This window comes from Bradyrhizobium quebecense (assembly GCF_013373795.3).
GTDB classification, from domain to species: Bacteria; Pseudomonadota; Alphaproteobacteria; order Rhizobiales; family Xanthobacteraceae; genus Bradyrhizobium; species Bradyrhizobium quebecense.
In genome coordinates this window covers 7,433,740-7,460,434 of the sequence record NZ_CP088022.1, presented here as the reverse complement: position 1 = coordinate 7,460,434, position 26,695 = coordinate 7,433,740, and the positions used below count along the sequence as shown (strand labels likewise).

At 64.5% G+C, this 26,695-nt stretch carries 23 protein-coding genes; 16 read left to right on the top strand and 7 right to left on the bottom strand.

The window, feature by feature from the left end:
* Nucleotides 1-15 precede the first annotated feature (15 nt).
* Nucleotides 16-1,239, top strand: a complete 1,224-nt coding sequence (locus HU230_RS35750; RefSeq protein WP_176534167.1) for an ABC transporter substrate-binding protein — start codon at nt 16-18, stop codon at nt 1,237-1,239.
* A gap of 186 nt (nt 1,240-1,425) precedes the next feature.
* The gene (locus HU230_RS35745) at nt 1,426-2,454 is read left to right on the top strand and encodes an IS110 family RNA-guided transposase (protein WP_176528479.1); all 1,029 of its coding nucleotides are present in this window, start codon (nt 1,426-1,428) and stop codon (nt 2,452-2,454) included.
* A gap of 292 nt (nt 2,455-2,746) precedes the next feature.
* On the opposite strand, the gene HU230_RS35740 is transcribed toward HU230_RS35745, so the two are convergent.
* The 5 genes from HU230_RS35740 to HU230_RS35720 all read right to left on the bottom strand — a co-directional run bounded on the left by HU230_RS35740 (nt 2,747) and on the right by HU230_RS35720 (nt 8,188).
* Nucleotides 2,747-3,568 (bottom strand): helix-turn-helix domain-containing protein, encoded by an 822-nt coding sequence (locus HU230_RS35740; RefSeq protein WP_176534168.1) that lies wholly within the window; start codon nt 3,566-3,568, stop codon nt 2,747-2,749.
* A gap of 143 nt (nt 3,569-3,711) precedes the next feature.
* Nucleotides 3,712-4,368, bottom strand: coding sequence for a glutathione S-transferase family protein (locus HU230_RS35735; protein WP_176534169.1), 657 nt, complete (start codon nt 4,366-4,368; stop codon nt 3,712-3,714).
* A 99-nt stretch (nt 4,369-4,467) separates the two neighbouring features.
* The gene (locus HU230_RS35730) at nt 4,468-5,679 is read right to left on the bottom strand and encodes an acyl-CoA dehydrogenase family protein (RefSeq protein WP_176534170.1); all 1,212 of its coding nucleotides are present in this window, start codon (nt 5,677-5,679) and stop codon (nt 4,468-4,470) included.
* A 60-nt stretch (nt 5,680-5,739) separates the two neighbouring features.
* Nucleotides 5,740-6,900, bottom strand: coding sequence for an acyl-CoA dehydrogenase family protein (locus HU230_RS35725; protein ID WP_176534171.1), 1,161 nt, complete (start codon nt 6,898-6,900; stop codon nt 5,740-5,742).
* Between the two features lie 151 nt (nt 6,901-7,051).
* Nucleotides 7,052-8,188 carry an acyl-CoA dehydrogenase family protein gene (locus HU230_RS35720; RefSeq protein ID WP_176534172.1) on the bottom strand — a complete coding sequence of 379 codons (1,137 nt, stop codon included), beginning with the start codon at nt 8,186-8,188 and terminating at the stop codon, nt 7,052-7,054.
* A 215-nt stretch (nt 8,189-8,403) separates the two neighbouring features.
* Here HU230_RS35720 and HU230_RS35715 point away from each other — a divergent pair, with 215 nt between their 5' ends.
* Both HU230_RS35715 and HU230_RS35710 read left to right on the top strand, forming a co-directional pair.
* Nucleotides 8,404-9,945, top strand: coding sequence for an acyl-CoA synthetase (locus HU230_RS35715; RefSeq protein ID WP_176534173.1), 1,542 nt, complete (start codon nt 8,404-8,406; stop codon nt 9,943-9,945).
* Nucleotides 9,946-10,072: 127 nt separating this feature from the next.
* Nucleotides 10,073-11,293, top strand: a complete 1,221-nt coding sequence (locus tag HU230_RS35710; RefSeq protein ID WP_176534174.1) for an ABC transporter substrate-binding protein — start codon at nt 10,073-10,075, stop codon at nt 11,291-11,293.
* 289 nt (nt 11,294-11,582) lie between these two features.
* On the opposite strand, the gene HU230_RS35705 is transcribed toward HU230_RS35710, so the two are convergent.
* Nucleotides 11,583-12,347, bottom strand: coding sequence for a helix-turn-helix domain-containing protein (locus tag HU230_RS35705; RefSeq protein WP_176534175.1), 765 nt, complete (start codon nt 12,345-12,347; stop codon nt 11,583-11,585).
* A gap of 252 nt (nt 12,348-12,599) precedes the next feature.
* Here HU230_RS35705 and HU230_RS35700 point away from each other — a divergent pair, with 252 nt between their 5' ends.
* The 4 genes from HU230_RS35700 (at nt 12,600) to HU230_RS35685 (ending at nt 19,617) form a co-directional block, all read left to right on the top strand.
* The gene (locus HU230_RS35700) at nt 12,600-14,819 is read left to right on the top strand and encodes a marine proteobacterial sortase target protein (protein WP_420840911.1); all 2,220 of its coding nucleotides are present in this window, start codon (nt 12,600-12,602) and stop codon (nt 14,817-14,819) included.
* Between the two features lie 203 nt (nt 14,820-15,022).
* Nucleotides 15,023-15,634, top strand: a complete 612-nt coding sequence (locus HU230_RS35695) for a class GN sortase (RefSeq protein WP_176534177.1) — start codon at nt 15,023-15,025, stop codon at nt 15,632-15,634.
* 167 nt (nt 15,635-15,801) lie between these two features.
* Nucleotides 15,802-18,024, top strand: coding sequence for an acetate--CoA ligase family protein (locus tag HU230_RS35690; RefSeq protein ID WP_176534178.1), 2,223 nt, complete (start codon nt 15,802-15,804; stop codon nt 18,022-18,024).
* Nucleotides 18,025-18,330: 306 nt separating this feature from the next.
* Nucleotides 18,331-19,617, top strand: a complete 1,287-nt coding sequence (locus HU230_RS35685) for an IS4 family transposase (RefSeq protein WP_224943361.1) — start codon at nt 18,331-18,333, stop codon at nt 19,615-19,617.
* A 31-nt stretch (nt 19,618-19,648) separates the two neighbouring features.
* Here the strand turns inward: HU230_RS35685 and HU230_RS35680 are convergent, their stop codons facing one another.
* Nucleotides 19,649-20,410 (bottom strand): S1 family peptidase, encoded by a 762-nt coding sequence (locus HU230_RS35680; protein WP_176534179.1) that lies wholly within the window; start codon nt 20,408-20,410, stop codon nt 19,649-19,651.
* A gap of 420 nt (nt 20,411-20,830) precedes the next feature.
* Between HU230_RS35680 and HU230_RS35675 the strand changes: the two genes are divergently transcribed.
* The 8 genes from HU230_RS35675 (at nt 20,831) to HU230_RS35640 (ending at nt 26,626) form a co-directional block, all read left to right on the top strand.
* A complete protein-coding gene (locus tag HU230_RS35675) occupies nt 20,831-21,265 on the top strand; it encodes a LuxR C-terminal-related transcriptional regulator (protein WP_224943935.1) in 435 nt (144 codons plus the stop codon).
* Between the two features lie 352 nt (nt 21,266-21,617).
* A complete protein-coding gene (locus tag HU230_RS35670; RefSeq protein ID WP_224943932.1) occupies nt 21,618-22,877 on the top strand; it encodes a S8 family serine peptidase in 1,260 nt (419 codons plus the stop codon).
* Nucleotides 22,841-24,073 (top strand): cyanobactin maturation protease PatG family protein, encoded by a 1,233-nt coding sequence (locus tag HU230_RS35665; RefSeq protein WP_224943925.1) that lies wholly within the window; start codon nt 22,841-22,843, stop codon nt 24,071-24,073. The genes HU230_RS35670 and HU230_RS35665 overlap by 37 nt, the downstream gene beginning before the upstream one ends.
* A 174-nt stretch (nt 24,074-24,247) precedes the next feature.
* Complete coding sequence (locus tag HU230_RS35660) at nt 24,248-24,439, top strand: hypothetical protein (protein ID WP_029080476.1); 192 nt, start codon at nt 24,248-24,250, stop codon at nt 24,437-24,439.
* 58 nt (nt 24,440-24,497) lie between these two features.
* Nucleotides 24,498-24,677, top strand: a complete 180-nt coding sequence (locus tag HU230_RS35655; protein WP_176534180.1) for a hypothetical protein — start codon at nt 24,498-24,500, stop codon at nt 24,675-24,677.
* Nucleotides 24,678-24,713: 36 nt separating this feature from the next.
* Nucleotides 24,714-25,052: a hypothetical protein gene (locus HU230_RS35650; protein WP_173639421.1), complete on the top strand. Its 339-nt coding sequence runs from the start codon at nt 24,714-24,716 to the stop codon at nt 25,050-25,052.
* A gap of 99 nt (nt 25,053-25,151) precedes the next feature.
* Entirely contained in the window at nt 25,152-25,838 is a 687-nt protein-coding gene (locus HU230_RS35645; protein WP_176534181.1) for a methyltransferase family protein, read from the top strand.
* Nucleotides 25,839-25,993: 155 nt separating this feature from the next.
* Complete coding sequence (locus HU230_RS35640; RefSeq protein ID WP_176534182.1) at nt 25,994-26,626, top strand: HAD-IA family hydrolase; 633 nt, start codon at nt 25,994-25,996, stop codon at nt 26,624-26,626.
* The last annotated feature ends 69 nt before the right edge of the window (nt 26,627-26,695 follow it).

Here is a 26,695-nt window from a genome sequence, read left to right as displayed (position 1 = left end):
CACGGGGAGAAAATCATGGTCTCGATCAACCGGCGCAGATGGCTCACCGGCGCCGCAGGCGCGGGGCTTGCCGCGGTCGCGGGCCTCAAGCCCTCACTTGCCGAAGATACGCCCGGCGTCACCGCGACCGAGATCAGGATCGGCAGCACCACCTCGCTCAGCGGCCCGGTGTCCGCGCTCGGCGTGCAGGCGCGCTGCCAGGAAGCCTATTTCAAGATGCTGAACGAGCAGGGCGGCATCGCCGGCCGGCAGATCAAATACATCTACTACGACGATGCGTTCAATCCGGCAAAGACCGTCGAGCAGGTGCGCCGCCTGATCGAGAGCGACAATGTCGCCTTCCTGTTCAACATGCTCGGCACCGCGCCGAACTCGTCGGTCGTCAAGTACATCAACGCCGCCAAGGTGCCGCATCTGTTCCTGTCGGTGAACGGCGACAAATGGGGCGACTACAAGACCTATCCCTGGACCATGGGCTTTGCGCCGAGCGCGCGCACCGAAGCGCAGGTATTCGTCAAATATGCGCTGAGCCAGAACAAGAACGCGAAGTTCGCGGTACTCTACCAGAACGACGATCTCGGCAAGGATTTCGTCGCCGGCACCAAGGATGTGCTGGGTGAGCGGTTCGTGACGTCGGCCGTGGTGGCCTCGCACGAGGTCACCGATCCGACGATCGATTCCCAGATCGTCGCGCTGCGCGGCGCCAATCCCGACGTGCTGATCTCGGGCACGACGGCGAAATTCTGCGCGCAGTCGATCCGCAAGATCTACGAGCTCGGCTGGAAGCCGATGCATTTCATTGCGAGCGGCGCGGCCTCGATCTCCTCGACCATTGCGCCCGTCGGTCTCGACAAGTCGCAGGGCACGATCTCGTCGGCCTATGTGAAGGACGTCGCCGATCCGGCTTGGGCCAACGACCCGGGCGTCAAGGATTTCCTCGCCTTCATGGGAAAATACTTCCCCGACGGCAACCCAAAGGAAGGTTACAGCCTCTACGCCTACACGGTGGCGCAGGTGCTCAAGATCGTGCTCGAGCAGTGCAATGGCAATTTCACCCGCGACAACATCATGGCGCAGGCGAACAATTTGAAAGATGTCGAGGTCCCGACGCTGTTACCCGGCATTCGCGTCAACACCAGCCCGACCAATCACCACCCACTGCAGCAGCTTCAGCTGCAACGGATCGAAGGGCCTGGCTGGCTCCGATTCGGTGAGGTGATCCAGGGCGCGAATCTGTAGCGGAGGAGAATCCTAAGTGTCGTCCCGGCGAAGGCCGGGACCCATACCGCGTGATCTATCCGTGATGCGGGATGGCAGAGGCCCTTTTGAAACAATAACCGGCTGTGGTTGATGGTGTGGACGGCCCCCTACGGCATCAGTGTGCCAGAATGAGGTTGTTGTAAATCTCAGACAAGGAGACCGTCCGTGAGAGAGATTATCCGTATTGGGATGGATACGTCGAAGCATATTTTTGTGCTGCATGGAGTTGACGCGGCGGAACAGCCGGTGTTGCGCAAGAAGCTGTCGCGCAAGCAGGTGCTTGAGTTTTTTGCCAAGCTTCCGCCGACCGTGATCGGGATGGAGGCCTGCGGGGCGGCTCATTACTGGGGGCGCGAGCTTGGCAAGCTTGGCCATGAGGTGAAGCTGATAGCGCCGCAGTTGGTGAAGCCTTATGTGCTGCGGAACAAGAACGACGGGCGAGATGCGGATGGGGTGTGCGAAGCGATGGGCCGACCGCGGATGCGGTTTGTGCCGGTGAAGAGCGCCGAACAGCAGGCCGCGCTGATGCTTGCAGGTGTCCGCGATGGGCTGATCGGCCGCCGTACCCAGCTCAGCAATGCGATCCGCGGCTACGCGGCGGAGTTTGGCCTGATCGCGCCGAAGGGGTTGGACAAGATCGAGCCGCTGTTGGCCCGGATCACGCAGGACGAGAGCGTTCCCGCTATGGCGCGCGAGCTGTTCGCCATGCAGGGCCGTGACTATGCGCAGTTGCAGGGTGAGCTGAAGGCGGTCGAGGCCAGGCTGCTGGCCTGGCACCAGGCCAACGCCACAAGCCGTCGTCTGGCCCAGATCCCCTCGGTCGGTCCGATCATCGCGACCTCGCTTGTGATGAAGACGCCGGACCCGCACGCCTTCCGCTCCGGCCGCTTGTTCGCGGCCTGGCTCGGCCTGACGCCCAAGGACCATTCCACCGCCGGCAAAACCAGGCTCGGCAAGATCACCCGCGCTGGCGACGAGACCCTGCGTCGCCTGCTCGTGGCCGGGGCGACCGCGGTGATCCGGCAGGCAAGGCTCGGGCGCGGCCACCCCTCGCGCTGGCTCGTGGCGTTGCTCAGGCGCAAGCCGCCGAAGCTTGCGGCCGTGGCGCTCGCCAACAAGGTGGCCCGCATCGCCTGGAAGCTGATGGCGACCGGCGAGAGCTATGATGCCGCACGCATGAACGCTGTCACCTAACAGGTCGGCCGGCCGGACGTAGCGCTCGCCGGACGAACCGGAGCTGCAAGAGCAGATGGAATGATCGATCGATCCAGAACGCGAGACAAGCCGCGGGACCCATTGGCCTTCACAAGGTCGCCAGGTTGTTTGGCACTCGCGTCGCGGAAACCATCTTGGCCCAGCGATCAACACGATCGCATCAAACAGGCCGGACATATGGATGACAGCGATCCGACCAATCCCAGAAAGCTCTTGTGCCACGGGGGCCGTCCACATATGGGTCCCGGCTTTCGCCGGGACAACGGATGGTTTACGTCAACGCGCGCTCTTGCCCAGTGCGATAAATCGCAAGATCCCGTGAGCCGGAGAAGATCGCGCGCGGCTTCAAGCCATAGAAGCGGCGGATCGAGTGGCTGAAATGCGTGCTATCGGGATAGCCGATATCCTGCGCGAGATGCGCGAGATTGATGTCCTGGTTGGCGAAATGCAGCAGATGCCGCGCGCGCTTCCAGGCGCGGAAGGAGCGGAACGAGATTCCGGTCTCCTCCTTGAACAGATGCAGGAAGCGCGAGGGCGATAGCCCGGCCTCGGTGGCGCAGCCAGCCGCGGTCACCGGCTCGCCGGAGAACTGCCCGATGCGGCCGATCGCGCGCACGACCCGCGGATCGAGCACACGCTGCGGCAGCGCGTCGCCGAAGCACATGGTGTCGAACTCGGCATTCGCGATCGCGTCGCGATGCTGCATCTCGGCAAGCGTCGCATAAGCGTTGCGAATCCGGTTCGCGAACAAGTGAGAGTCGGGTCCTTGCAGGCGGCGCGCGACGGCTTCGAGCGTGCCATCAGGCACGCTCTCCGGCTCGATCGCAACGCAGATCGCGGATCGATATTCGCTGGTGATGGTGTGGCGCAGGTTCGGCATCGTCACCGCGAGCTCGCCGTGGGATTCGCGGCCTTCGCTGGTCGACAGATGCAGGCCCTCGCGGATCGCGACATAGACATGGAATGCGCCGGGACAGCGTTCGCGCGGGCGGCCGAGCAGCCCCGCATAGAACACCCGTTCCGGCGTGATCAACATCCGGTGGCCGGACGGCTGGCCGGAGTTCTGGCACTTCGCGTCCACGATCGCGTCCATGGCGGTTCCTCCTCGCGCGGCTCTTTAGGCCGCTGCGGCGAAGCTACCATAGCGCAAATTCGCAAAAGCGATACGTCGTCATTCCGGGGCGATGCGACGCATCGAACCCCAATGCTGTGCATTGCCCCGGCACGACGGGGAAGTTACGGCCGCGCCCGCGGCGCAACGTTCTGTTCCTGCCCGGCTTTTTGCTCCGACGCCACCGCGCGCTTGTAACCTTCGCGCTGCTGCAGCCGCGCCCAATAGGCCGCGACATTCGGCCCGAAATCCTTGGCGAGGCCGATATTGCTGGCGAGCCGGAGCGCATAACCGTTGGCGATGTCGGCGGCGGTGAAGCGTTCCGCGCAGAGGAATTCAGAATTCGCCGCGGCGGCCTCCACTGCGCGCAGGCGACCCAGGAACCATTTTGCATAATCGCCCGCGACCTGCGGGTTGCGCCGCTCCTCCGGCTCGAGCTGGCTGTAGCGAAGCACCAGCGTCTGCGGGAAGGTCAGCGTCGCATCGGAAAAATACATCCAGTTCAGGAACGCGCCATAGGCCGGCTCGTCAGGACCTACGATCAGCGGCGTCGGGCCGTACTTGGTGCCGAGGTAGTAGCAGATGCCCGAGGACTCCGTCATCTTCGTCTCGCCATCGACCATGAACGGGATGGTGCCGAGCGGATTGATGCCGAGATATTCCTTGGCGAACACGCGCGGCGGGAACGGCAGCATCTTCAGCTCATAGGGCAGCCCGAGCTCCTCCAGCATCCACAGCGGACGGAACGAGCGCGCGGCATCGCAGTGATAGAGCGTGATCATCAGGCGTTTCCCATGTTCTTGATCGCCGCCACCATGGAGCGCCGGCGAGGTGACTGCAACATTGTCATGCGCGGTGCATTCATCGCGCACGCTTCTCCTTCAGGCATTGCCGTATTTGCGCAGCTCGAGCCGCGCGATCTGGTTGCGATGGACCTCGTCCGGGCCGTCGGCGAGACGCAGCAGCCGGGCCGTCGCGTAGGCCGCCGCGAGCCCGAAATCGTTGCTGGTACCGCCGCCGCCATGCGCCTGGATCGCCCAGTCGATGACCTGGCAGGCCATGTTGGGCACAGCGACCTTGATCATGGCGATCTCGGCCTTGGCCACCCTGTTGCCTACCGTGTCCATCATGTGGGCCGCGTTGAGCGTCAAGAGGCGAGCCTGCTCGATCATGATGCGCGATTCCGCGATCCGCTCTTGCGTGACGGTCTGCTCTGCGACCGGCTTGCCGAACGCGACCCGGCTCCTGGTCCTGACGCACATCTTCTCCAGCGTGCGCTCGGCGAGTCCGATCAGCCGCATGCAGTGATGGATGCGGCCCGGGCCGAGCCGCCCCTGCGCGATCTCGAAGCCGCGGCCCTCGCCGAGCAGCATGTTGCTTGCGGGCACCCGCACATTGGTGAACACGACCTCCGAGGCACGGTCCGGCACACCGTAGAAGCCGAACACCGGCAGCGGCCGTAGCACTTCGATCCCCTGCGTATCCATCGGCACCAGGATCATCGACTGCTGGCGATGCCGGTCCGGATTATTGGGATCGGTCTTGCCCATGAAGATGCAGATCTTGCAGCGCGGATCGGTGGCGTTGGTGGTGTACCATTTGCGGCCATTGATGACGTAGTCATCGCCGTCGCGCACGATCGAGCTCTCGATGTTGGTCGCGTCGCTGGAGGCAACGGCCGGCTCGGTCATCGCGAAACAGGACCGTATCTCGCCCGCGAGCAGCGGCTTCAGCCATCGCTCCTGATGCTCCCTGGTGCCGTAACGCGCCAGCACCTCCATATTGCCGGTGTCGGGCGCCGAGCAATTGAAGAGTTCGGGCGCAAGATGCGACCGGCCCATGATCTCGCACAACGGCGCATATTCGAGATTGGAGAGACCTGCGCCGTGCTCGCTCTCGGGCAGGAACAGATTCCACAGCCCCTCGTCCCTGGCTTTCGGCTTCAGCTCCTCGACGACCGGAAAGACCTTCCATGGGCCGAGCTCTTCCGCCTCGCGGTAGAACCGGGCCTCGTTCGGATAGACATGGCGATCCATGAACGACTGAAGCCGATGCTTCAGCTCCGCGACTTTCTGGCTCTCCTGATAGAGCATATCGGCCTCCATCCCTGCGGTCGTACCGGCGGCGCGTGCGATCCGCCGGACGGCTTCGCGCTAGTTCTTCTTCATCCCGGGCAGCGTGCCCATCATCTTGCACAACACCATCAGCATTACCTCGTCGGCGCCGCCGCCGATCGAGGTCAGGCGGCTGTCGCGATAGGCGCGGCTGACCGGCGTCTCGTTGGTAAAACCCATGCCGCCCCAATACTGCAGGCAGGCGTCGGTGAGCTCGCGGCCGAGCCGGCCGGCTTTCAGCTTGGCCATGGTCGCAAGCCGCGTCACGTCCTCGCCGGCGACCAGCGCCTCGCCGGCACGATAGATCAGCGAGCGCAGCAGCTCGACCTCGGTCTGCATCTCCGCGAGCTTGAAGTGCACCACCTGGTTGTCGAGGATCGAGCCGCCGAACGCCTTGCGGTTGCGCGTGTAGTCGATGGTCTCGTTGATGATGAATTCATGCGCCTTCAGGCAGGCGGCCGCGCCCCACAGCCGCTCCTCCTGGAACTGGATCATCTGGTAGGTGAAGCCCTGTCCTTCTTCGCCAATCCGGTTGCGCTTCGGCACCCGGACATTGTCGAAGAAGATCTGCGCGGTGTCGGAGGAGCGCATGCCGAGCTTGTCGAGCTTGCGTGCGACCTCCACACCCTTGGTCTTCATCGGCACGCAGATCAGCGACTTGTTGCGATGGACCTGGCCGTCGCTGGTGTTGGCGAGCAGGCAGATCCAGTCGGCCTGGGTGCCGTTGGTGATCCACATCTTGCCGCCATTGATGACGTAGTCGTCGCCGTCGGAGCGCGCATTGGTCTTGATCGAGGCGACGTCGGAACCGGCGCCGGGCTCGGAGACGCCGATGCAGGCGACCTGGTCGCCTGCAATCGCAGGCACCAGGAATTCGCGCCGCACCTCGTCGGAGCCGAACCGCGCCAGCGCGGGCGTTGCCATGTCGGTCTGCACCCCGATCGCCATCGGCACGCCGCCGCAGGTGATGGCCCCGAGTTCCTCGGCCATCATCAGCGCGTAGGAATAATCCAGCCCCTGGCCGCCGAATTCGACCGGCTTGTTGAGGCCGAGGAATCCGAGATTGCCGAGCTTCTTGAACAGCTCATGCGCCGGGAAGATGTCGGCCTTCTCCCATTCATCGACATGGGGATTGATCTCGGCCGCGATGAACTTTTGTAGAGCGCGGCGCGGTTCGTCGTGATCGGCGGTGAAGAGCATGTTTCCTTGATCCTCGTCACTCCGGGGCGATGCGAAGCATCGAACCCGGAATCCATTTCACATCAAATTTGCCGCTCGATGGATTCCGGGCTCGCGCTACGCGCGCCCTCAGGTGCGCAATTGCGCACCGGGGAATGACGGAGCAAATTCATTACAACCCCATCTGCCGTGACGCGAGATCCTTCATGATCTCCTCGGTGCCGCCGCCGATGGCGTTGACCTTGACCTCGCGATAGATGCGCTCGACCTTGATGCCGCGCATGAAGCCGGCGCCGCCGAAGATCTGCACCGCCTCGGAGGCGCAATGCGCCATGGTCTGCGTCGCCTGGTTCTTCATCATGCAGATCTCGGCGACCGGGCTTTCGCCCTGGCCGAGCCGCCACGCCAGCATTTCCAGCATCGCCTGCGAGGCCGCGACCTTCTGCGCCATGTCGACGATCTTGTGCCTGATCACCTGATGCTGGGCGATCGGCTTGCCGAACGTCTTGCGCTCCTTGGCATAGGCGACCGCCTCGTCGAGGCAGACGCGCGCATAGGCGGTGCAGCCCGCCGCCATGCCCATGCGCTCGCTGTTGAAGTTCTGCATGATGATCTTGAAGCCCTGGCCTTCCTCGCCGATCAGGTTCTCGACCGGCACGCGGCATTCGTCGAAATGAAGTGTCGCGGTATCAGACGCCCACCAGCCCATCTTCTTCAGCCTGGTGCGGGAGAGGCCCGGCGTATTGCCCTCGATCAGGAGCAGGCTGACGCCGCCCGGCCCCTCGCCGCCGGTGCGCACCGCGACCGTCAGATAGTCGGCGCGCATGCCCGAGGTGATGAAGGTCTTCTCGCCAGAGACGACGTAATGGTCGCCGTCGCGCCGTGCCTTGGTGCGCAGGTTCGCGACATCGGAGCCGCCGCTCGGCTCGGTGATCGCGAGCGCGGAGATCTTCTTGCCCGCCAGCACCTCCGGCAGCACCCGCGCCTTGACCTTGGGCCGCGCGGCGCGGGCGATCGGCGGCGAGCCGATGGTGTGGCTCATCAGGCTCGCGGAAACGCCGCCGGCGCCGGCGCGCGCCAGCTCCTGCGAGGCCACGATCTTCATGAACTGGTCGGCGGCGATCCCGCCATATTCTTCCGGGAAACCGAGGCCGAGCAGCCCGATTTCGGACGCCTTGGCATAGAGCGCGCGGGGAAACTCGGCCTCCTCGTCCCATTGATGGGCATAAGGCTCGATTTCCTTGGCCACAAAGCGCCGCATCACCTCGCGAAAGGCCTCATGCTCGCTGGTGTAGAATGGGTTTGCCATCCGCGTGCTCCGTTGATTCCCGCCTCCGACGATGTCCGGATTTTTCTCTGTTCACTTGCGTCGAGTGGCTGTTCGCCGGATCGGGTTTCCATCTGGCCTCCCACCAGCCACTAAACGCAAGACAGTATCCCGATACGTCCCCTCCATTGCCAATTCATGGCATCAATTGAGCCAAGAACAGGCGGCGCAAGACTGCCGTTCCAGAGGAGGAACATTTGCCGGTTCGTTATTACGACTGGATTGCGCATCATCGCCGGCGCACGCCGGACAAGATGGCGCTCGTCGATCTCGCAAGCGGTCGCCGCTTCAGCTATGCGGAACTCGACGCCCGCGTGTCGCGGCTCGCGGGCTATCTGCGCGACGAGCTCAAGGTCGCCAGTGGCGACCGGGTCGCGGTGCTGGCGCAGAACACCACGGATACGCTGGAGGTGCAGTTCGCCTGCTTCCGGATCGGGGCGGTCTTCCTGCCGCTCAACACCCGCCTCACCGTTCCCGAGCTGCGCTACATCACCGGCGACGCCTCACCGAAGGTGATGATCCATGACGACGATCTCGCCGAGACCGCGCTCGCGGTCGCCAAGCTCTGCGATGTCGCTTCGACCGTGCGGCTCGGCCCGGACGGGGCCTATGAGGCCGGCATCGCGGCGGCGAAACCGCTCGAACGATTCGAGGAGGTCACGCTCGATGACATCTCGACCATCATGTACACCTCGGGAACCACCGGCCAGCCCAAGGGCGCGATCATCACGCATGGGATGACGTTCTGGAATTGCGTCAATCTCGGCGGCCCCGCCTACATCTCGCCGGCCTCGGTGCTGCTGACCGTGCTGCCGCTGTTCCACACCGGCGGCCTGAATTGCTACACCAACCCGGTGCTGCATGCCGGCGGCACGGTGCTGATCATGCGCGCGTTCGATCCCGGCGAGGCGCTGAAACTGATCGGCGATCCCTTGCAGGGCATCAACGTGTTCTTCGGCGTGCCCGCCATCTACCAGTTCATGGCGCAGCATCCGGCCTTCGCGTCAGCGGATTTCAGCCGCCTGACGATCGGCGGCGTCGGCGGCGCACCGATGCCGGTACCGCTGCTGAAAACCTGCGAGGCGCGCGGCGTCGCGCTGCAGCAGGGCTACGGCATGACCGAAACCTCGCCCGCGGTGATGGTGCTCGACCGCGAGGATGCTGCGCGCAAGGCCGGCTCGTCCGGCAAGCCGGTGCTGCACACCGAGGTCCGGATCGTGCGGCCCGACGGCAGCGATGCCGCGGTCGGCGAACTCGGCGAGCTCTGGGTCAAGGGCCCGAACATCACGCCGGGCTACTGGAACCGGCCGGACGCCAACGCCTCCTCCTTCACCGACGGCTGGCTGCATACCGGCGACGCCACGCGGATCGACGAGGAAGGCTTCTACTACATCGTCGACCGCTGGAAGGACATGTACATCTCCGGCGGCGAGAACGTCTATCCGGCCGAGGTCGAAAGCGTGCTGCATCAATTGGCCGCCGTCGCCGAGGCCGCCGTCATCGGCATCCCGAACGAGCAATGGGGCGAGGTCGGGATGGCCGTGATCGCGGTGAAGCTGGGCCATACGCTGACGCCGGCCGAGATCCATGCGCATTGCCAGGCCAATCTGGCCCGGTTCAAGTGCCCGCGCCTGATCGAATTCATCGATGCCCTGCCGCGGAATGCGACAGGCAAAATTCATAAGCCGACGCTCCGGCAGCAATTCAGCCAGCCGAAGCCAACCGATACTGCCGCATGAGCCTGGGGACGCGTCTCGCGTCTCCTTGGCCATGTCGAGAGAAGTGTTGCCCGCAACCGTCTGCCGGGACCGGCTGCGGGTTCGTTGCGTAAGTCCCCAACCAGAATCAATCGAGGAAATTGCTTTTATGAAAACCACACAATTGTCGCTGCTGGCCGCTGCCGCAGCGCTCTGCCTGCTCTCCACTCAGGCCGCCTTTGCACAAAAAAAGTATGACACCGGCGCCTCCGATACCGAGATCAAGATCGGCAATGTCGAGGCCTATAGCGGTCCCGCCTCCGCCTACGGCGTCATCGGCAAGACCGAAGAAGCCTATTTCAAGATGATCAACGATCAGGGCGGCATCAACGGCCGCAAGATCAACTGGATCTCCTATGACGACGGCTACTCGCCGCCGAAGACCGTGGAGCAGATCCGCAAGCTGATCGAGAGCGACGAGGTCTTCCTGGTGTTCAACGCGCTGGGCACGCCGACCCAGACCGCGGTGCAGAAGTATCACAACGCCAAGAAGGTGCCGCAGCTCTTCCTCGCCACCGGCGCCAGCAAGTGGAACGATCCGAAGGATTTCCCGTGGACGATGGGCTTCCAGCCGAGCTACCGCGTCGAGGCGCGGATCTTCGGCAAGTACATCCTCAAGGCCAAGCCGGATGCCAAGGTCGTGATCTTCTATGCCAATGACGATTTCGGCAAGGACTACCTGGTGGGCCTCAAGGAGGTGCTCGACAAAACGAGCGTCAAGATCGTCGCCGAGGAAAGCTACGAGACCACCGAGCCCTCGATCGATTCCCACATCGTCAAGCTGAAGGACACCGGCGCCGACGTGTTCGTCAATATCTCGACGCCGAAATTCGCCGCGCAGGCGATCAAGAAGATCGCCGAGCTTGGCTGGAAGCCGATGCATGTGATGACCGACGTCTCGATCTCGATCGGCGCGGTCATGAAGCCCGCCGGCCTCGAAGCGTCCGAAGGCGTGCTGTCGGCCGGCTATCTCAAGGACGCGTCCGACCCGCAGTGGAAGAATGACGAGGGCATGAAGAAGTTCATGGCGTTCGCCGAGAAATACATGCCGGGCGCCAATTTGTCCGACGCCAATCTGGTCTATGGCTACGCCGCGGCGCAGACCATGGTTCAGGTGCTGAAGCAGGCCGGCGACAACCTGACGCGTGAGAACGTGATGAAGCAGGCCGCCAGCCTGAAGGACTTCACGCCCGACACGCTGATCCCCGGTATCCGGATCAACACCAGCGCGACCGACTTCGCTCCGGTCGAGCAGCTCAAGATGATGCAGTTCAAGAACGGACAGTGGGAGCTGTTCGGCGACATCATCAGCGCGGAGACCGGCGGCTAGCGCTACGCGCACCGCGACCAAACATCAGCCATCGCGAAGCCGCCCATCCGGGCGGCTTCGTTGTTCTTGCGGAGTGCTTTGTATGAAGCGAGAGGCCAGATTGAACCAGCCGGTGGCACACCACTCTCTCACCGTCACCCTGAGGAGCGCGCTCTTGCGCGCATCTCGAAGGGTCGACGGCTCCGATGGTGGCCGTGCATCCTTCGAGGCTCGCTCCGCTCGCACCTCAGGATGACGGGGCTAGCATCGGAGTGTACCGACGACGTCCTTGTTGCCGCGTAACCTGCGACTATCCCGGCAGGAAGATCGCGAACGGCTCGTCGATCGTGCGGCGCAGATGCTCGCGATAGAGGGCGTAGTTCGCATCGTCGGCCGACACCCGGCCGAGGCTCGGCTTCGACACGTTCTTCACCGGCAGGAATGCGATCGGCGCGGCGACCGGCGTCAGCAGCGAGCCACGGCCGGCGAGCAGCGTCGTGATGATGCCGTACATTTCACCGGAATTGCGCGGGCGCGAGACCGTGATCACGCGGTGTTGGCCATGCCGGTTGGTCACGAGATAGACGAAGCCTGATTCATTGGGCACCGCCACCTCGCCATACTGAGTGTAATCGGCATCCTGCCGCTCGCCCTCTCGAAAGCCGAGCGATGACGCCGCATCGTCCCAGGCGATCTCCGTCCGATAGGCATAGACCGCGCCCTGCTCGCCGAACGATGGGCGCACCGTGATGTAAGTCCCTTCGATCCGCGCCACCGAGCGGCGCGAATAGGATCCGAGGCTGTCGGGCGCGATCCCGCCATTGGCAGGCGCCGCCACCGTGATCGTCTCCGGCAGCTTACGCAAGGACACGCCGAGCGCCTGCTCGAGCCGCACGGTGGTCGCCAGCGTGAACGGGCGGCGGCCGCCGAGCACCTTCTCCAGCGTCGACAGGCTGAGCTTCGCCTGCTCGGCCAGGGTCTGCCGCGAGATGCGGCGGCGCGCGATCTCCTCGCGGATGGTCTCCGCGACCTGCTGGCTCAGCTCGGCGGAAAGCTGCTTGTCAGGCGTCGGCATCGTGATTCCTGCCCGGTTCCCCTTGATTCCGCGCACTCTAGCAGACCGGACAATCCATCACAAAACCGCACAAACCCGCCTCGGACGGCGGCGGCCCGCGCTGGACGGCGGCCAATCATTGCCGATCATTCTGCTCGCGCCAAAACCGCCGTTCTCCATGATTGCGAGGCAGCGAAAGTCTCGCTCGGAGTGACGAAAATGATGATTTACGATGCATGTGAGAGCGGCCCGCAGATCCGGATGTCGCGCCGGATGCGCATTGCGCTATTCTTCCTGGTGGAAGGCGTCGCCGCGCTGGCGATCGGCTTCGCGGCGCTGTTTGTGAGCTTTGATCCGGTGTGGTCGGCCGAGTTGCCGCAACAGGCGGTGCTGCGGCCATCAGATGCGCGCTCCGGCTCGCTGCTGTTCAAGACCGACAACGGCTATGCCGACGCAACCAGGCTCGGCATCGATGTCGATCTCACCGTGTCCGGTCCGACCGTCCGTGCCCGCGTCACGCAAATCTTCCGCAATCCGACCAAGGACTGGGTGGAAGCGACCTATGTCTATCCGCTGCCGGCAGGCGGCGCGGTCGACACGCTGAAGATGGTGGTCGGCGACCGCATCGTGGTCGGCGACATCAAGGAGCGGCAGCAGGCCCGCGCCATCTACGAGCAGGCCAAGCAGAACGGCCAGAAGGCAGCGCTCACGGAGCAGGAACGGCCGAACATCTTCACCAACTCGGTCGCCAATATCGGTCCCGGCGAAACCGTGCTGGTGCAGATCGAATATCAGGAGCCGGTGCAGCAGAACGGCAACGAATTCTCGCTGCGGGTGCCGATGGTGGTCGGCCCGCGCTACAATCCGCGTCCGGTGGTGCAGAGCGTCGACCTCCGCGCCGATGGCAGCGGCTGGGGCGCCACCACGACCGATCCGGTGCCGGACCGCGATCGCATCACCTCCGAAGTGCTCGATCCCGCGACGAATGCTCCGGTCAACCCAACCAACATCACCGTTCACCTCAACGCAGGCTTCGCGCTCGGCGAGGTGAAGAGCCATTTCCACCAGGTCAGGATCGAGAGCCCCGACAGCACCACGCGCGTCGTCAAGCTCGCCGAAGGCCCGGTGCCGGCCGACCGCGATTTCGAGCTGAGCTGGAAGCCGACCGCCGGGAAGGCGCCGTCGGTCGGGCTGTTCCGCGAGCATGTCGGCAATTCTGACTATCTGCTGGCCTTCGTCACCCCGCCATCGGTCGAGCAGGCGCAACAGAAGCCCCTGCCGCGCGAAGTGATCTTCGTGATCGACAATTCCGGCTCGATGGGCGGCACCTCGATCATCCAGGCCAAGGCGAGCCTCATCTACGCGCTCGGCCGCTTGCAGCCGGCCGACCGCTTTAACGTGATCCGCTTCGACGACACCATGGACACGCTGTTCCCGGCGCCGGTTGCGGCCAACAGCGCCAATATCGGCAACGCGACGTCGTTCGTCAGCGCGTTGCAGGCGCGCGGCGGCACCGAGATGGTGCCGGCAATGCGCGCGGCGCTCTCCGACACCAATCATGATGACGCCGACCATGTCCGCCAGGTCGTGTTCCTGACCGACGGCGCCATCGGCAACGAGCAGCAATTGTTCGAAACCATCAGCGCGCTGCGCGGCCGCTCACGCGTCTTCATGGTCGGAATCGGCTCAGCGCCGAACACCTACCTGATGACGCGCGCCGCCGAGCTCGGCCGCGGCACCTTCACCCATATCGGCTCGGTCGAGCAGGTCGACGAGCGGATGCGCGACCTGTTCGCCAAGCTGGAGAATCCCGCGGTGACGAACCTCGCCGCAAAGTTCTCCGATGCAACGGCCGACTTGACGCCGTCCGCACTCCCCGACGTCTATCGCGACGAGCCGCTGGTGCTGGCCGCGAAGCTCGACAAGCTTGCCGGCTCGGTCGAGATCAAGGGCCGCATCGGCGACCGTCCGTGGAGCGTGACACTCCCGCTCGCGAACGCGGCCGAAGGCAAGGGCCTCTCCAAGCTGTGGGCACGCCGCAAGATCGCGGATGCCGAGGTTGCGCGCACCACGCGGCAGATGAGCTCCGAGGACGCCGACAAGACCATCCTTGCGCTCGCGCTGGAGCATCAGCTCGTGACGCGGCTGACCAGCCTCGTTGCGGTCGACAAGACGCCGAGCCGTCCCGAAGGCGAGCCGCTGAAGCTTGCTGAACTGCCGCTCAACCTGCCCGCAGGCTGGGATTTCGCAAAGGTATTCGGCGAGCGTCCGCGCCTGCCGGCCGCACCGACCGGACGCCGCGCTGAAGCCGGCGACGGCAAGGTGCAGCTCGCCGCGCTGAAGCGGTCACCGGTCGCCACGCAAGGACCCGGCACGATCCAGCTGCCGAAGACCGCGACCGATGCCGAACTGAAGATGATTGCGGGTGTGATCCTGCTCACGGTCAGCCTTCTGCTTCTGGTGTTCAACCGGCGTCAGACGTCGTCCCACTGACGTCGGATGAAAGGAGGAGGCCCCCCCGACCTCCTCTTTCAAGAGCGCGCGCGGCCTTCTCACCCGTCCCCAAAGGGCCGCGCGCGCCACTTCTCTCGCTAAGCGTCATTGCGAGGAGCGAAGCGACGACGCAATCCATGGCTCCCCATATGCCGCATGATGGATTGCTTCGCTTCGCTCGCAATGACGGGAGCAAGATAGCAATGCGCCGCTTCATCCTCCCGCTCGCCTTCGCCCTCATCGGCCTGATCCTGTTCGGCCAGGGCGCCTATATCCACGCCAAGGCGCTGCTCGCGCAGCTGCTGCTGGAGCGCGCCTTCGCACAGAGCATCGCGACCGGACATCCGGTGAAGCCGTGGCGCTGGGCCGATACCTGGCCGGTCGCCCGGATCGAGGTGAAGCGCCTGCACGCGTCCGCAATTGCGCTTGCCGGCAGCAGCGGCCAGGCGCTGGCGTTCGGCCCCGGCCATGTCGAACAGACCGTCGATGCCGGCGAGCCGGGCGTTGCGGTCTATTCCGCGCATCGCGACACCCATTTCCGCTTTCTGAAGGATGTCACAATCGGTGACGAGATCGACGTCACGAGAAGCGACGGCAAGATTTTTCGCTACCGGGCTGATCGCAGCGCGGTCGTCCGCTTCGACCAGTCCGGCATCGATCCGCTCACCAACCGGTATGAGCTGGTGCTGTCGACCTGCTGGCCATTCGACGCGCTGACATCGGGGCCCGAGCGCTATCTGCTGCACGCGACCATGATCGACCCGGATTCGAACCCGTTCGAGACGGATTCGAGCCGACCCGAATCAGGTTCCTGATCGGCATCGATTTTGCGCCTGCCGGGATATTGCAAGCGATGCCCTGACTTGCAGCAGCGTGAGTTGCTACCCCCTTCCATCAGCCATAAAAACAATGAAAAATCGCGTTCTGCGGTGATCCGCCGTGGGCCAGAGGAAACGAACAGAACAAGGATAAGGCAGGCTCCATGGAAGCTTTCGCAGGCACCACGTCACATCCGTCCCGCAAATGGGCGCCGCCCGCCGACGCGAGCGATATCGTCAAGAGCATCCATGCGATGCTGCACCCGCGCAACATCGTGCTGGTCGGCGCCACCGACAAGCCCGGCAACTACGCCGAACGGATCTGGAACAATCTGATCAAATACGAGTATGCCGGCGGGCTGTTTCCGATCAACACCAAGCGCGAAACCATCTGGGGCGTCACCTGCTACAAGGATTTCGCCAGCCTTCCTGAAAAGCCCGACCATGTGCTGGTGCTGGTACCGGCCCGCTTTGCCGTGCAGGTGATCCGCGACGCGGCCGCTGCCGGCGCGCGCTCGGCGACCATCGTCACCTCCGGCTTCAGCGAGTTGCAGGACGAGGAGAGCCAGCGGCTCGCGGTCGAGCTGAAGCAGGCGATCAAGGAGACCGGACTTGCGGTCACCGGGCCGAATTGCCTGGGCAATCTCAGCGCCGGCGAGAACCTGTTCACCAATATCGACGACCGCATCGTCACCATGGAGCCGGGCGCGGTCGCGATCGCCGGCCAATCCGGGGCGATCGTGATGGCGATCCGCCAGGCGCTCGAGGATCGCGGCGTCGGCGTCGGCTACATGGTCACGACCGGTAACGAATCCGGCCTCGAGACCCCGGACCTGATGAGCTATTTCGCCGCCGATCCGAGCATCCGCGTCATCGTGGTCTATCTCGAAGGCGTCAGGAACACAAAGGTGTTCCGCGAAGCCTGCAAGGCCGCGCGCGCCGCCGGCAAGCCGGTGATCGCGCTCAAGCTTGGCGCCTCCGAAGGCGGCCGCGCCGCCGCGATGGCGCATACCGGCGCGCTCGCCGGCTCGATCGAGACATTCGATGCGATCTCGACCCGCGAAGGCGTGATCCGCGTGCGCGGGCTGGATGAATTGATCGAGACCACCGAGTGTTTCGTCCACGCCGATCCGCCGAAGGGCAACCGCCTCGCGGCGGTGTCGCTGTCCGGCGGCAAGCGCGGGCTGCTGATCGACGCGTTCCATTCCGCCGGCCTGAATTTCGCAGCGCTGAGCCCGAACGCGACGGAGCAGCTGGCGAAGATGCTCGGGCCCGGCAGCATCGTCGGCAATCCACTCGATGCCGGCTTTGCGGCGGTGGTCGATCCCTCCGTCTACATGAAGTCGATCAAGATCATGATCGACGATCCCGACACCGACATCGTCATCATCGATGCCGAGCTGCCGAAGGCGCCGCATGAGCTGCGCGAGCGCAATCTGCGTATCGTCAACGAGATGGCGGGCCAGGCCAACAAGCCGGTGATCTATATCAGCGCGATGTCGATCGGCTTCACCGAATTCACCAAGGGACTACGCAAGTCGCTACCCGATATCGCGGTCATGCAGGGACTCGACCGCGCGGTCGGCGCGATCAAGTCGCTGATCGAATATGCCGGTCTGCGCAAGGAGGTGCCCGACATCGTGTCAAGCTCGAAGGCATCCGCGCGCGCGGTGCTGGAGAAGACGCTGAAGGCGGCCAACGGCGCCGCCGCGCTCGACGAGGTTGCCTCGAAGCAGCTGCTCAAGGCCTATGGCATCCCGATCTCCAAGGAAGACGTCGCGCAGACTGCGGCGGAGGCGGTGAAGATCGCCAAGGCGATCGGCTTCCCGGTGGTCGCGAAAGTTGTCAGCCCCGACATCCTGCACAAGTCGGACATCGGCGGCGTGGTGCTAAACCTTGCCAATGCCGCCGAGGTGAAGAAGGCGTTCAACGACATCACCGCGCGGGTGAAGAAGCTGAAGGGCAAGCCGAAGCTCGAGGGCATCCTGATTGCGCAGCAGGTCAAGGCCGACCTCGAGCTCGTGGTCGGCGCCTCGCTCGATGCCGAGATGGGCCCCGTGGTGCTGTTCGGCACCGGCGGCGTCGATATCGAGCTGCTGAAGGACGTCGCCCTTGCCGGCGCGCCGCTCGATGCCGCCGAGGCGAAAGAGCTGATCGCCAAGACCAAGGCCGGGGTCAAGATGAAGGGCTATCGCGGCAAGCCCGCGCTGCACGAGCCGTCGGCGGTGAAGGCGCTGGTCGGGCTCTCCAACCTGATGGCCGACGCCAACGGCCGCATCGCCTCAATCGACGTCAATCCGTTCCTGATCAACAGCAAGCTCGGCGTCGCCGTCGACGGCCTGATCGTGCTGAACAACGCCGCCGCGAACAAGGCGGCGGGGCATTAACGCTCTCATCTCCCTCTCCCCGTTCTTACGGGGAGAGGGTTGGGGTGAGGGGCTGTCTCCGCATACACAATGGCAAGCAGATTCGCGGAGACTCCCCCTCACCCGGATCGCATCTCTCGATGCGATCCGACCTCTCCCCGCAAGCGGCTATCGCATTCACACATCTGGGTTGCGATTAGCGGTAAAGCGGGATTCTCTATCGGTAGGCAAGCCGGTGGAGGTTTTGATGGCCGGGGTGGCATATGGACGGGGACGATTTGGCGATCGTCGCCTGGAAAAAGGGGGGCGCGGCTGCATGCGGCGCTGGTGGCCCGGCCTGGCTCGTGCATCCGCCGCCTCGGTGAGGACCGTGCGGGCGAGATGCAGTTTCGCCGGCTTCTTCACAATCCGTCGGTGACGGCCGCAGAGATGTCACGGCATGCCGGAGACCTCACCGGGCAGCGAGCGGCTGGTCGGCATGTTGTTGTCGCACAGGACACGTCGGAATTGATCTTGGGCGGCCGGCGGTCGCGACAATGCTACGGACCGGTCGCCAAAGGCAATGCCGCGGGTTTGTTGCTGCATGTGGCACTGGCGGTAGAGGCCGAGACGCAAGGGTTGCTCGGTCTGGTCTCGATGCAGGTCTGGAACCGTAACCGAGAGGAGTTGGCACCACGGCGCAAGCGGGCGACGGCGGCTAAGGAATCGCAACGATGGATCGAGAGCAGCGAACGGGCGGGTGAGGTACTGGCTGCGGCGGCCAGCGTCACGATGGTATCGGACCGCGAAAGCGACTTTTACGAACTGTTCGTGAAGCGTCCGCAAAACGTCGAATTGGTTGTGAGGGCCTGCCAGAATCGGCGGATCGAGGGGTCCGAAGAAGACCCGGATTTGCTGTTCACCTTCATCGACGCCCAGGCCGAACAAGGGCGCGTTGCCATGACGGTCCCCGCCGCACCAGGACGGCGCGCGCGCGATACCGAGTTCGCAGTGCGCTTCGCGCCGGTGGCCGTATGCCGGCCGCTCCATGGAGCCGATCCGACGTTGCCCGAGACGGTTCACCTGACGCTGGTCGATGTCCGCGAGGTATCGGAGCCGAAAGACGGTAGCGCACCTGTGCATTGGCGGCTTTTGACTACCCACGCTGTCGCTACATTGAACGACGCGCGTCAAGTGGTCGGCTTCTACCGGACGCGTTGGGTGATCGAGGAGTTCTTCCGTACGCTCAAGACGGCAGGCTTCGATATAGAGGAAGCCGATATCGGCGACCCGCAGGCCATGATCAACTTCGTCGCTGCTGCAGCCGTTGCGGCCATCACCATCAAGCAACTCGTCCAGGCCCGCGACGGCAACACGGATCAGCTCCTGAGCGATGCCTTCGAGCCGGACGACCAACCCATCCTCGAAGCCGTCTCCGCCCGGCTCGAAGGCAAGACCGAGCGGCAACGCAATCCGCACCCGAAGGGATCCCTGGCCTTTGTCGCTTGGGTCATCGCACGCCTCGGCGGCTGGACCGGCTACTACGGCAAGCCGGGTCCCAAAGTCATCCGCATCGGCCTTGCCAAGTTCCACGCCATCAAATACGGCGCCAATCTAAGGCTTCAGAATGTGTGAATCTGATAGCCGCAAGCGGGGCGAGGTAACTTCAGAAGCTCGCACCCCACTGGCGCGCGGTCTGCATCACCCAGTCGCGATAGAGCGTGAGCGGCGTCACCCCGGTGATGCCGCCGCAGCCGGCGGTGCCGCTCGGGCCGGTGGACCAGCTCACCACACCGACGATGACAGGCCCGCCTGGTTTGTCCTCGAACACGGGCGCACCGGAATCGCCGGTGCAGGCGCCGAGCCCGTCGCGCACGCCCTGCCCGACCGGATCGACCAGACGAATCTGCAGGGTGCCGGGCTTGCCGCTCGCGATCAGGCCGGCGACGCGAATGCTGCCGCCGCTCTTGCCGTCGCCGCGCGCGGTGACACCGACGCCCGCGACCGTGAAACGGCCGCCGACCTGGATCGGAATGTTGGGCATGCCGAGCACGGCTGGCGCCTTGCCTGCGGCTGGGTCCGCAAGCTGCAGCAGCGCGATATCGGCGGTCGCGACATGATTGGTCATCGCCTGCATCCGAAAGCCGGGATGGATCGCGACCGTTTTGACGTTCTGCAGCTTCGGCTGCCGGTCCGGCCCATAATCGACGATCTTGTAGTCGGCACCGGGCTGCACGCAATGCGCCGCGGTCAGCACCACCTTCGGCGCGATCAGCGCGCCGGTGCAGAAATTGCCACGCGAGCCGACGATGGTGACGACGGCGCGCGCGACGCCATCGGTCGACGACGCGCCACCACCGACGATCGCGAAGGCCGGCGTTGCCGTCAACAGGGTCAGAAAGGCTGTCGCTCGAATCACGCTCGTCATGGAATCCTGTCGATCTGCATCTGGATTGAGCACATCCGAGGCGCGGCATTGCGTCGCTCACACTCGGCCGAAGAACACGTAATCTTGTACAGAGCACCCGCACCCACACGCGTCAATTATCTAAATATCTAGGCGTCGATGACTACCGCGTTGAAGTCACCACGAGATTCCTGCAGCCCCACGGTACACACGCGCTGCGTGTCGCCACCTTGCCGCGCTCTCCATCACTTCGTATCCTGCGTCGTGCTGCCGGCACGACGCTCGAATGTGAACTGTATCTCTTGATCCCGCGCGTATCAGAGCCGTAATTTCGACCTGATAATATAATACAACCTCTGGCAGCATACCGCATACTTACCTTCATGACTTTCTGGATGCCGGTGCCGTCGACCTGCAGACGGCTTTTCATCCGCCATTTCGTTGAGTTTCGGGCGCGACGTGGTCCGCTGCGGCCGAGCCGGGTTCAGCGGCTACATTTCCCGGAATGCCAGCTTCGACGAGCTGTGCCGCGCACTGTCGGACGTGGCATCGGGGCGGCTTGCCTGCAGCGCCGAGATTTCCGGCGGACTGCTGCGCGCGTTGTTTTGCATGGAACGTCAGGCGGATACGATCGATACCGACCAGGGCCTGACGCGCCGCGAAGGCGAGGTCCTCAAGCTCATCGGGCAGGGCATGTCGAACAAGGAGATCGCACGCGATCTCAATCTCAGTCTTGCCACCGTCAAGCATCACGTCCATCACGTGCTGCAAAAGCTCGGCCTGCCGCGCCGGGCGCAGGCGATGCGGCGGGTTCGCGAAGCGCCATGGATCGCATCATCTGCGCCGGCTCTCGATCGTCGCCGCGAGCTCGACTGACACCAGCGACCTGAATTCCGTATTCGACTGACCGCAGCGCGTGCACGCATTGGTGCGCAGATGCGGCGCGGCTTTGCACGCATGCGCGCCGCATCACGCCGTGAGACCGATCCCGACTAAACCCTTTGATCGATCTTTCGAGGCGCGGGATCGATCTCACGGATCGGTTGATCCGTATCATCGGCTCGATCCTTTCTGATCCACCGCGGCGAATAGGCCTTTCGCGGCACACCTGCCACAACAGCACCAACGCAGCGACATGCCGCTCTTTTCGTTCGCTGCGCGGTTGCAGATTGCCGTGGAAGACGGATCGGCTGCACGAATTCGCAGCAGATCGGCCAGGATCGATTTCATGAATCCAGTTGCCGACATCGCTGGTCTAGCTGCCTTGTGGCAGAGAACGTCGGGTGGCGACCCCGCGGTGAAGATCGCGATCATCGACGGTCCCGTCGCTCTCAATCATCCCTCGCTCAGGCAGGCCCGTGTCGCCATGGGCGGCGAATTCGTCGCGCCGTCTTCATCGATCATCCAGTCCGAGCACGGCACGCATGTCACGAGCGTGCTGATGGGGACACCCGGCAGCCCGGTGCTCGGCGTCGCGCCGAACTGCAGCGCAACCGTGTTCTCGATCTATCGCGAGAATGCCGCCGGGCAGATCGAGCCGTCCTCGCAAAGCACATTGGCGCTCGCGATCAACCAGGCGTTAGCGATGGGCGCCGACATCATCAACATCAGCAGCGGTCAGCAATCCGCGACGGGACAGGCCGATCGCATTCTGGTCGACGCGGTGCGCGCCTGCGAACGCGCCGGCAAGCTGATCGTCGCCGCCGCCGGCAATGATGGCTGCCGCTGCGTCCAGGTGCCGGGCAGCCTCGCTTCGGTGCTTGCGGTCGGCGCATGCGATCTGGCCGGCAACCCGCTGCCGTTCAGCAATTTCGGCGACGCCTATCTCGAAAACGGCATCCTGGCACCGGGCGAGAACATCGCCGGCGCCTCGCCGGTCCGCAACGTCAGCCTCCGTTCCGGAACGAGCTACGCGGCGCCGATCGTCACCGGTGTCGTCGCGCTGCTGCTCTCATGCCTGCGCCAGAACGGACGCAAGGCCGATCCGCAAGCCGTCCATGCTGCGCTGCTCGAAAGCGCGGTGCCCTGCCGCAACGACGGCAGCGCCTCGCGCTGTCTCGCCGGACGGCTCGATATTCCCGCGGCTGTCGCCGCCCTGCTTGGCGAGCAGGCGGACGCCGTCATGCCGTCGGGTGCCACGGCCGCGCCTCCCCGCTTCTGGGGAGTGTCCGCGCGCCCTTTCGTCCAACCGTCATCCGCCGCTCAGCCAACTGCAACCAGAGAGGGTTCCATGGGAGATCTATCAGCAATGTCTGCACCATCGGCTCCACGCATATTCGGGCCGGACGGCTCGGTCCTGCGAAGCAACGCCGGGATCATGCCAAGCGAGGCGCAGCCTGCCGCGCCGGCGGCACCTGCGGCCATGGCCGTCCCCGTTGATCACGGCGTCGTCGCCGCGCCGATCGCCGCACCCGCGCCTTATCCGTATCACGCCCCCATGCGGGCGGCGACATGGTCTGGATGCCGGCACCGGCACCCCAGATGGTGATGCCGCCGATGATGATGCCGCAGATGGCGATGCCAACGGCCGGCATGATGCCGCAGCAAACCTGGCTGCAACCGCAGCAGCTGCACGCGCTGATGCCGAGCAATGCGCTTCCCGTCGCAATGCCCCAGGCGCTGCCGATGTACGAAGCCCCCGCGGTTCGAACCAGCGAGAAGAGCTGCGGCTGTGGCGGCGGCATGCGTCCGCGGGGCGCTACGGCAGAGTCCACCGGACAGCTCGCCTTCCCGATCGGCCGGCTGTTCTACGATTTCGGCAAGGAAGCGCGCCTCGACTACTTCGTGCAGGCGATCGCCAACTGGCGCGACAGCCTGATCGGCCGCGGCGATCCGGCCTTCGGGCCCGAGCGCGACCACTCCGGCGATACCTCGGCGCCATACAATCCGGCGATCATGGCGCGCTATCTGCTGAATCAGGCCGAAGGCGAGACCGCGACGCCGGCCGGGGCCGGCAACAACTTCCCGGACGCCGACGCCATCACCTGGACGATGACGATCGATTCGATCCCGATCTATGCGATCAAGCCGCTCGACGTGTTCGGTCTCGGGTTCTTCGCCGCGCTGATCCTGGCACTGTGGCATCAGGAAGTTTCGCACGACGATCCCGCGACGACCCGCACCGTGGCGATCGCGACGATGTCGGCCCCCGCCGGCGGCGAGCCACCAGCGACGCGCCCGGCATTCCCGCCGCCCGGCGGCGTTGCGCGGGTCTCGATGGCTGGCTGGGTCGACAGCACCAACACGACCAAGCTGCTCAATGGCACCGTCGTGCCGACGCTGGTGACCGATTGGCGCGGCTTCTACCAGTGGGATCTCTACACGCTGTTCGGGCCGCTCCCCTGGCCGGACGGCGCAGAAGGCTTCCTCGAGCGGATCTACAACGAGTTCCGCAATGTCGGTCTCTCCCCGCAGGACCGCGCGCTGAACTATTCCGCGATGAATGCCTACAACACGCGGAAGATCTTCATTGACGCTGCCAAGAAGGGCCTGCGGCTCGACACCGTCGAAGTCGACCAGAGCGTCATCTGCCGGCCGGACTCGGAATGCCACGACGTGACCTACCGCTTCTTCAACCCGACGCAGGTCCTGACCCAAGCGCGCGAAGTCTATCAGTACACGATCGACGTGAGCGACGTGGTGCCGGTGGCGGTCGGGCCGCTGCGGCAGTGGCAGGTCTATTGACGCGATTGCTCCTCTGCGTCCGGAGGAGATCAGAACGTGGCGCGAATTAGCGTCACGTGGTCCAGGGGATCGACGCGATGAGCGATCCCTTGGGCGACGTCCAGCGACGGCTGCCCCGGTCGGTGCCCACCTCCCGTAGTTGCCGTCAATTCAAACCGAAAGAAGGAGCTGAACATGTACGCAAGGAACGACTTTGAGACCTTCGGCAGCGTGCGTAGCCCGATCCAGTGTGAGGGCATCGAGCGCGGTCCGAAGCGGATTGCCGAAGTGGCGACCAACGGGTCGGTCAACCCGCAGGGTTGGCAGGACATCCTCGGTACGGCCGTGCAGGCGCTGCCGGGCGTCCTCGGTGCTTTCGGCATCTGATCGCCAAACTCGGGGCCCGGCGCTGTCGGGCCCCACCCCTGCCCTCGAGGAGGCCGACATGATGCAGAAATCCACCGCCAGGAGCCCACAGCAACAGCAGCAGAACGGTCGCCGGATGGAGCCGTCCGGAAAGATCGTCGTGTCGTCAGTCGTGAGCCACGCCTCGCTGCTCGCCGCGATCAGCGACCGCAACCCGATCATCGCCAAACGCACCACATCCGACGAAGACAAATCCTGACGTCGTCGTCATCACCGAACCTATGGAGCCGATGCCATGGCAAAACCGCCCCGCAAATCCGGATCCGACAGCGCCGCCTCTCCGCCGCCCGCGGAAGCATCCGCAGCGTCAAGCCTCGCCGACGCGCGGCGCCCGTTGGAGGCGGCCGTTGTTGCCCGTCCGAAGATCGCCACCACGCCCGCCCCGCCGACAACGTCGGCCTACATGGCGCCGCCGCAGGGCCCCGGTGCTCCGCAGCAGATGCGCCATGACGGCTCGCCGCGTTCGGAGGCGCGGCTCAACACCGCGATGAAGATCCTGCTCGATCCAACGGCCCGCGCGCTGCCGAGCAAGGTCTATTCCGGACAGGCACGAAACTGGACCCGCAGACCGTAATCAGGTCCACGCATTGAACGGCGCTTCGATCCGTTACCCGGACATGCAACGGCCCGCCCGGTCCGGCGGCGCGGCCGTTGCCGCTCGTCGGAGAGAGACATGAACCAGAACGGCAATCCTCCTCGCATCAATCTGCGCCGCGCCGCATGCACGTTTGTGGGCCTTGGGACGCTCCTGTTTCTAGCGGCCGGCACCATGCGATGGGCCGGCGCCTGGATGTTCCTGCTCGAGATCACGATCGGCGGACTGATCACGGAGGCATGGCTCGCAAGACATGATCCGGGGCTACTGGCGGAGCGCCGCACCGCGCGCGGCCAGGCCGGGTGGGATCGCGTCATCACGACGATCATGCCGCTGTTGTGGCTGACATGGCTGCCGCTGATGGCGCTCGACGCGGTGCGCTACCGGACATCGTTCGTCCCGTTCTGGCTGCAATGCGCCGGCGCGGTGATGATCGCCGCATCGTTCTACATCGTCTATCGGACCTACCGCGAAAACAGCTACGCCGCCCCCGTCGTGAAGATCCAGCGCGAGCGCGGGCATGCTGCGGTGACCACGGGGCCGTACGCCTATGTGCGCCACCCGATCTATGCCAGCGGCCTGTTGACCTATGTCGGCACGCCGCTGCTGCTCGGATCCTGGTGGGGCCTTGGCATCGTGCCGGTCATGGCGGCGCTGCTCGGCCTGAGATCCATGATGGAGGAGCGGATGCTCACTGCCGAGCTCGACGGCTATGCCGAATATCTCGGGCGCGTGCGTTACCGCCTGGTTCCGATGGTCTGGTGAGCCCGTTCCGCGTGGCGGAGTTTGCCGCGAACTGGCGGCTTGCCTGATTGGCGGCAATTCCAATAAAGAAGGCTGAACGCGCGTTTCCCTGTCTTCGGCCAAAACGGCCGGACGACCCGAGGCGAAGCCGCCGCTTTGCAACGGGCAGGACATTGATGATCGAGGCAGTGATCTGGGATTTCGGCGGTGTCTTGACCACCTCGCCGTTCGAGGCCTTCGCGCGCTACGAGACTGAGCGCGGCCTGCCGATCGACATCATCCGCCGCACCAACGCCGCCAACCATCTGGAAAACGCGTGGGCCAAGTTCGAACGCGCCGAGATCGGTATCGATGCATTCGACGAGCTGTTCGCCGCGGAATCGAAGGCGCTCGGCGCCGAGGTGCGCGGCAAGGACGTGCTGCCGCTGCTCTCCGGCGACCTGCGCCCGGAAATGGTCGAGGCGCTGAAGCGCATCAAGGCGGAATTCAAGACCGGCTGCATCACCAACAATCTGCCGTCGAACGCAATCGGCAGCCACAGCGGACGCACGCTCTACGTTGCCGAGGTGATGTCGCTGTTCGACCACGTCATCGAGTCCGCGAAGATCGGCCTGCGCAAGCCGAACCCCCGCATCTACCAGATGATGGTGGAGACGCTGCTGGTGAACCCGAAGCACTGCGTCTATCTCGACGATCTCGGCGTCAACCTGAAGCCGGCGCGCGAGATGGGCATGACCACGATCAAGGTCGCGAACGCCGCGCAGGCGATCTCCGAGCTCGAAGCTGCGACCGGCCTCACGCTGAGGTGAAGCGGCCCTGCCGCATATTCACTCCGCATTCAGGCGGCAGTCGCTAGTTCTCAGCCTCCCCTTGGGTCA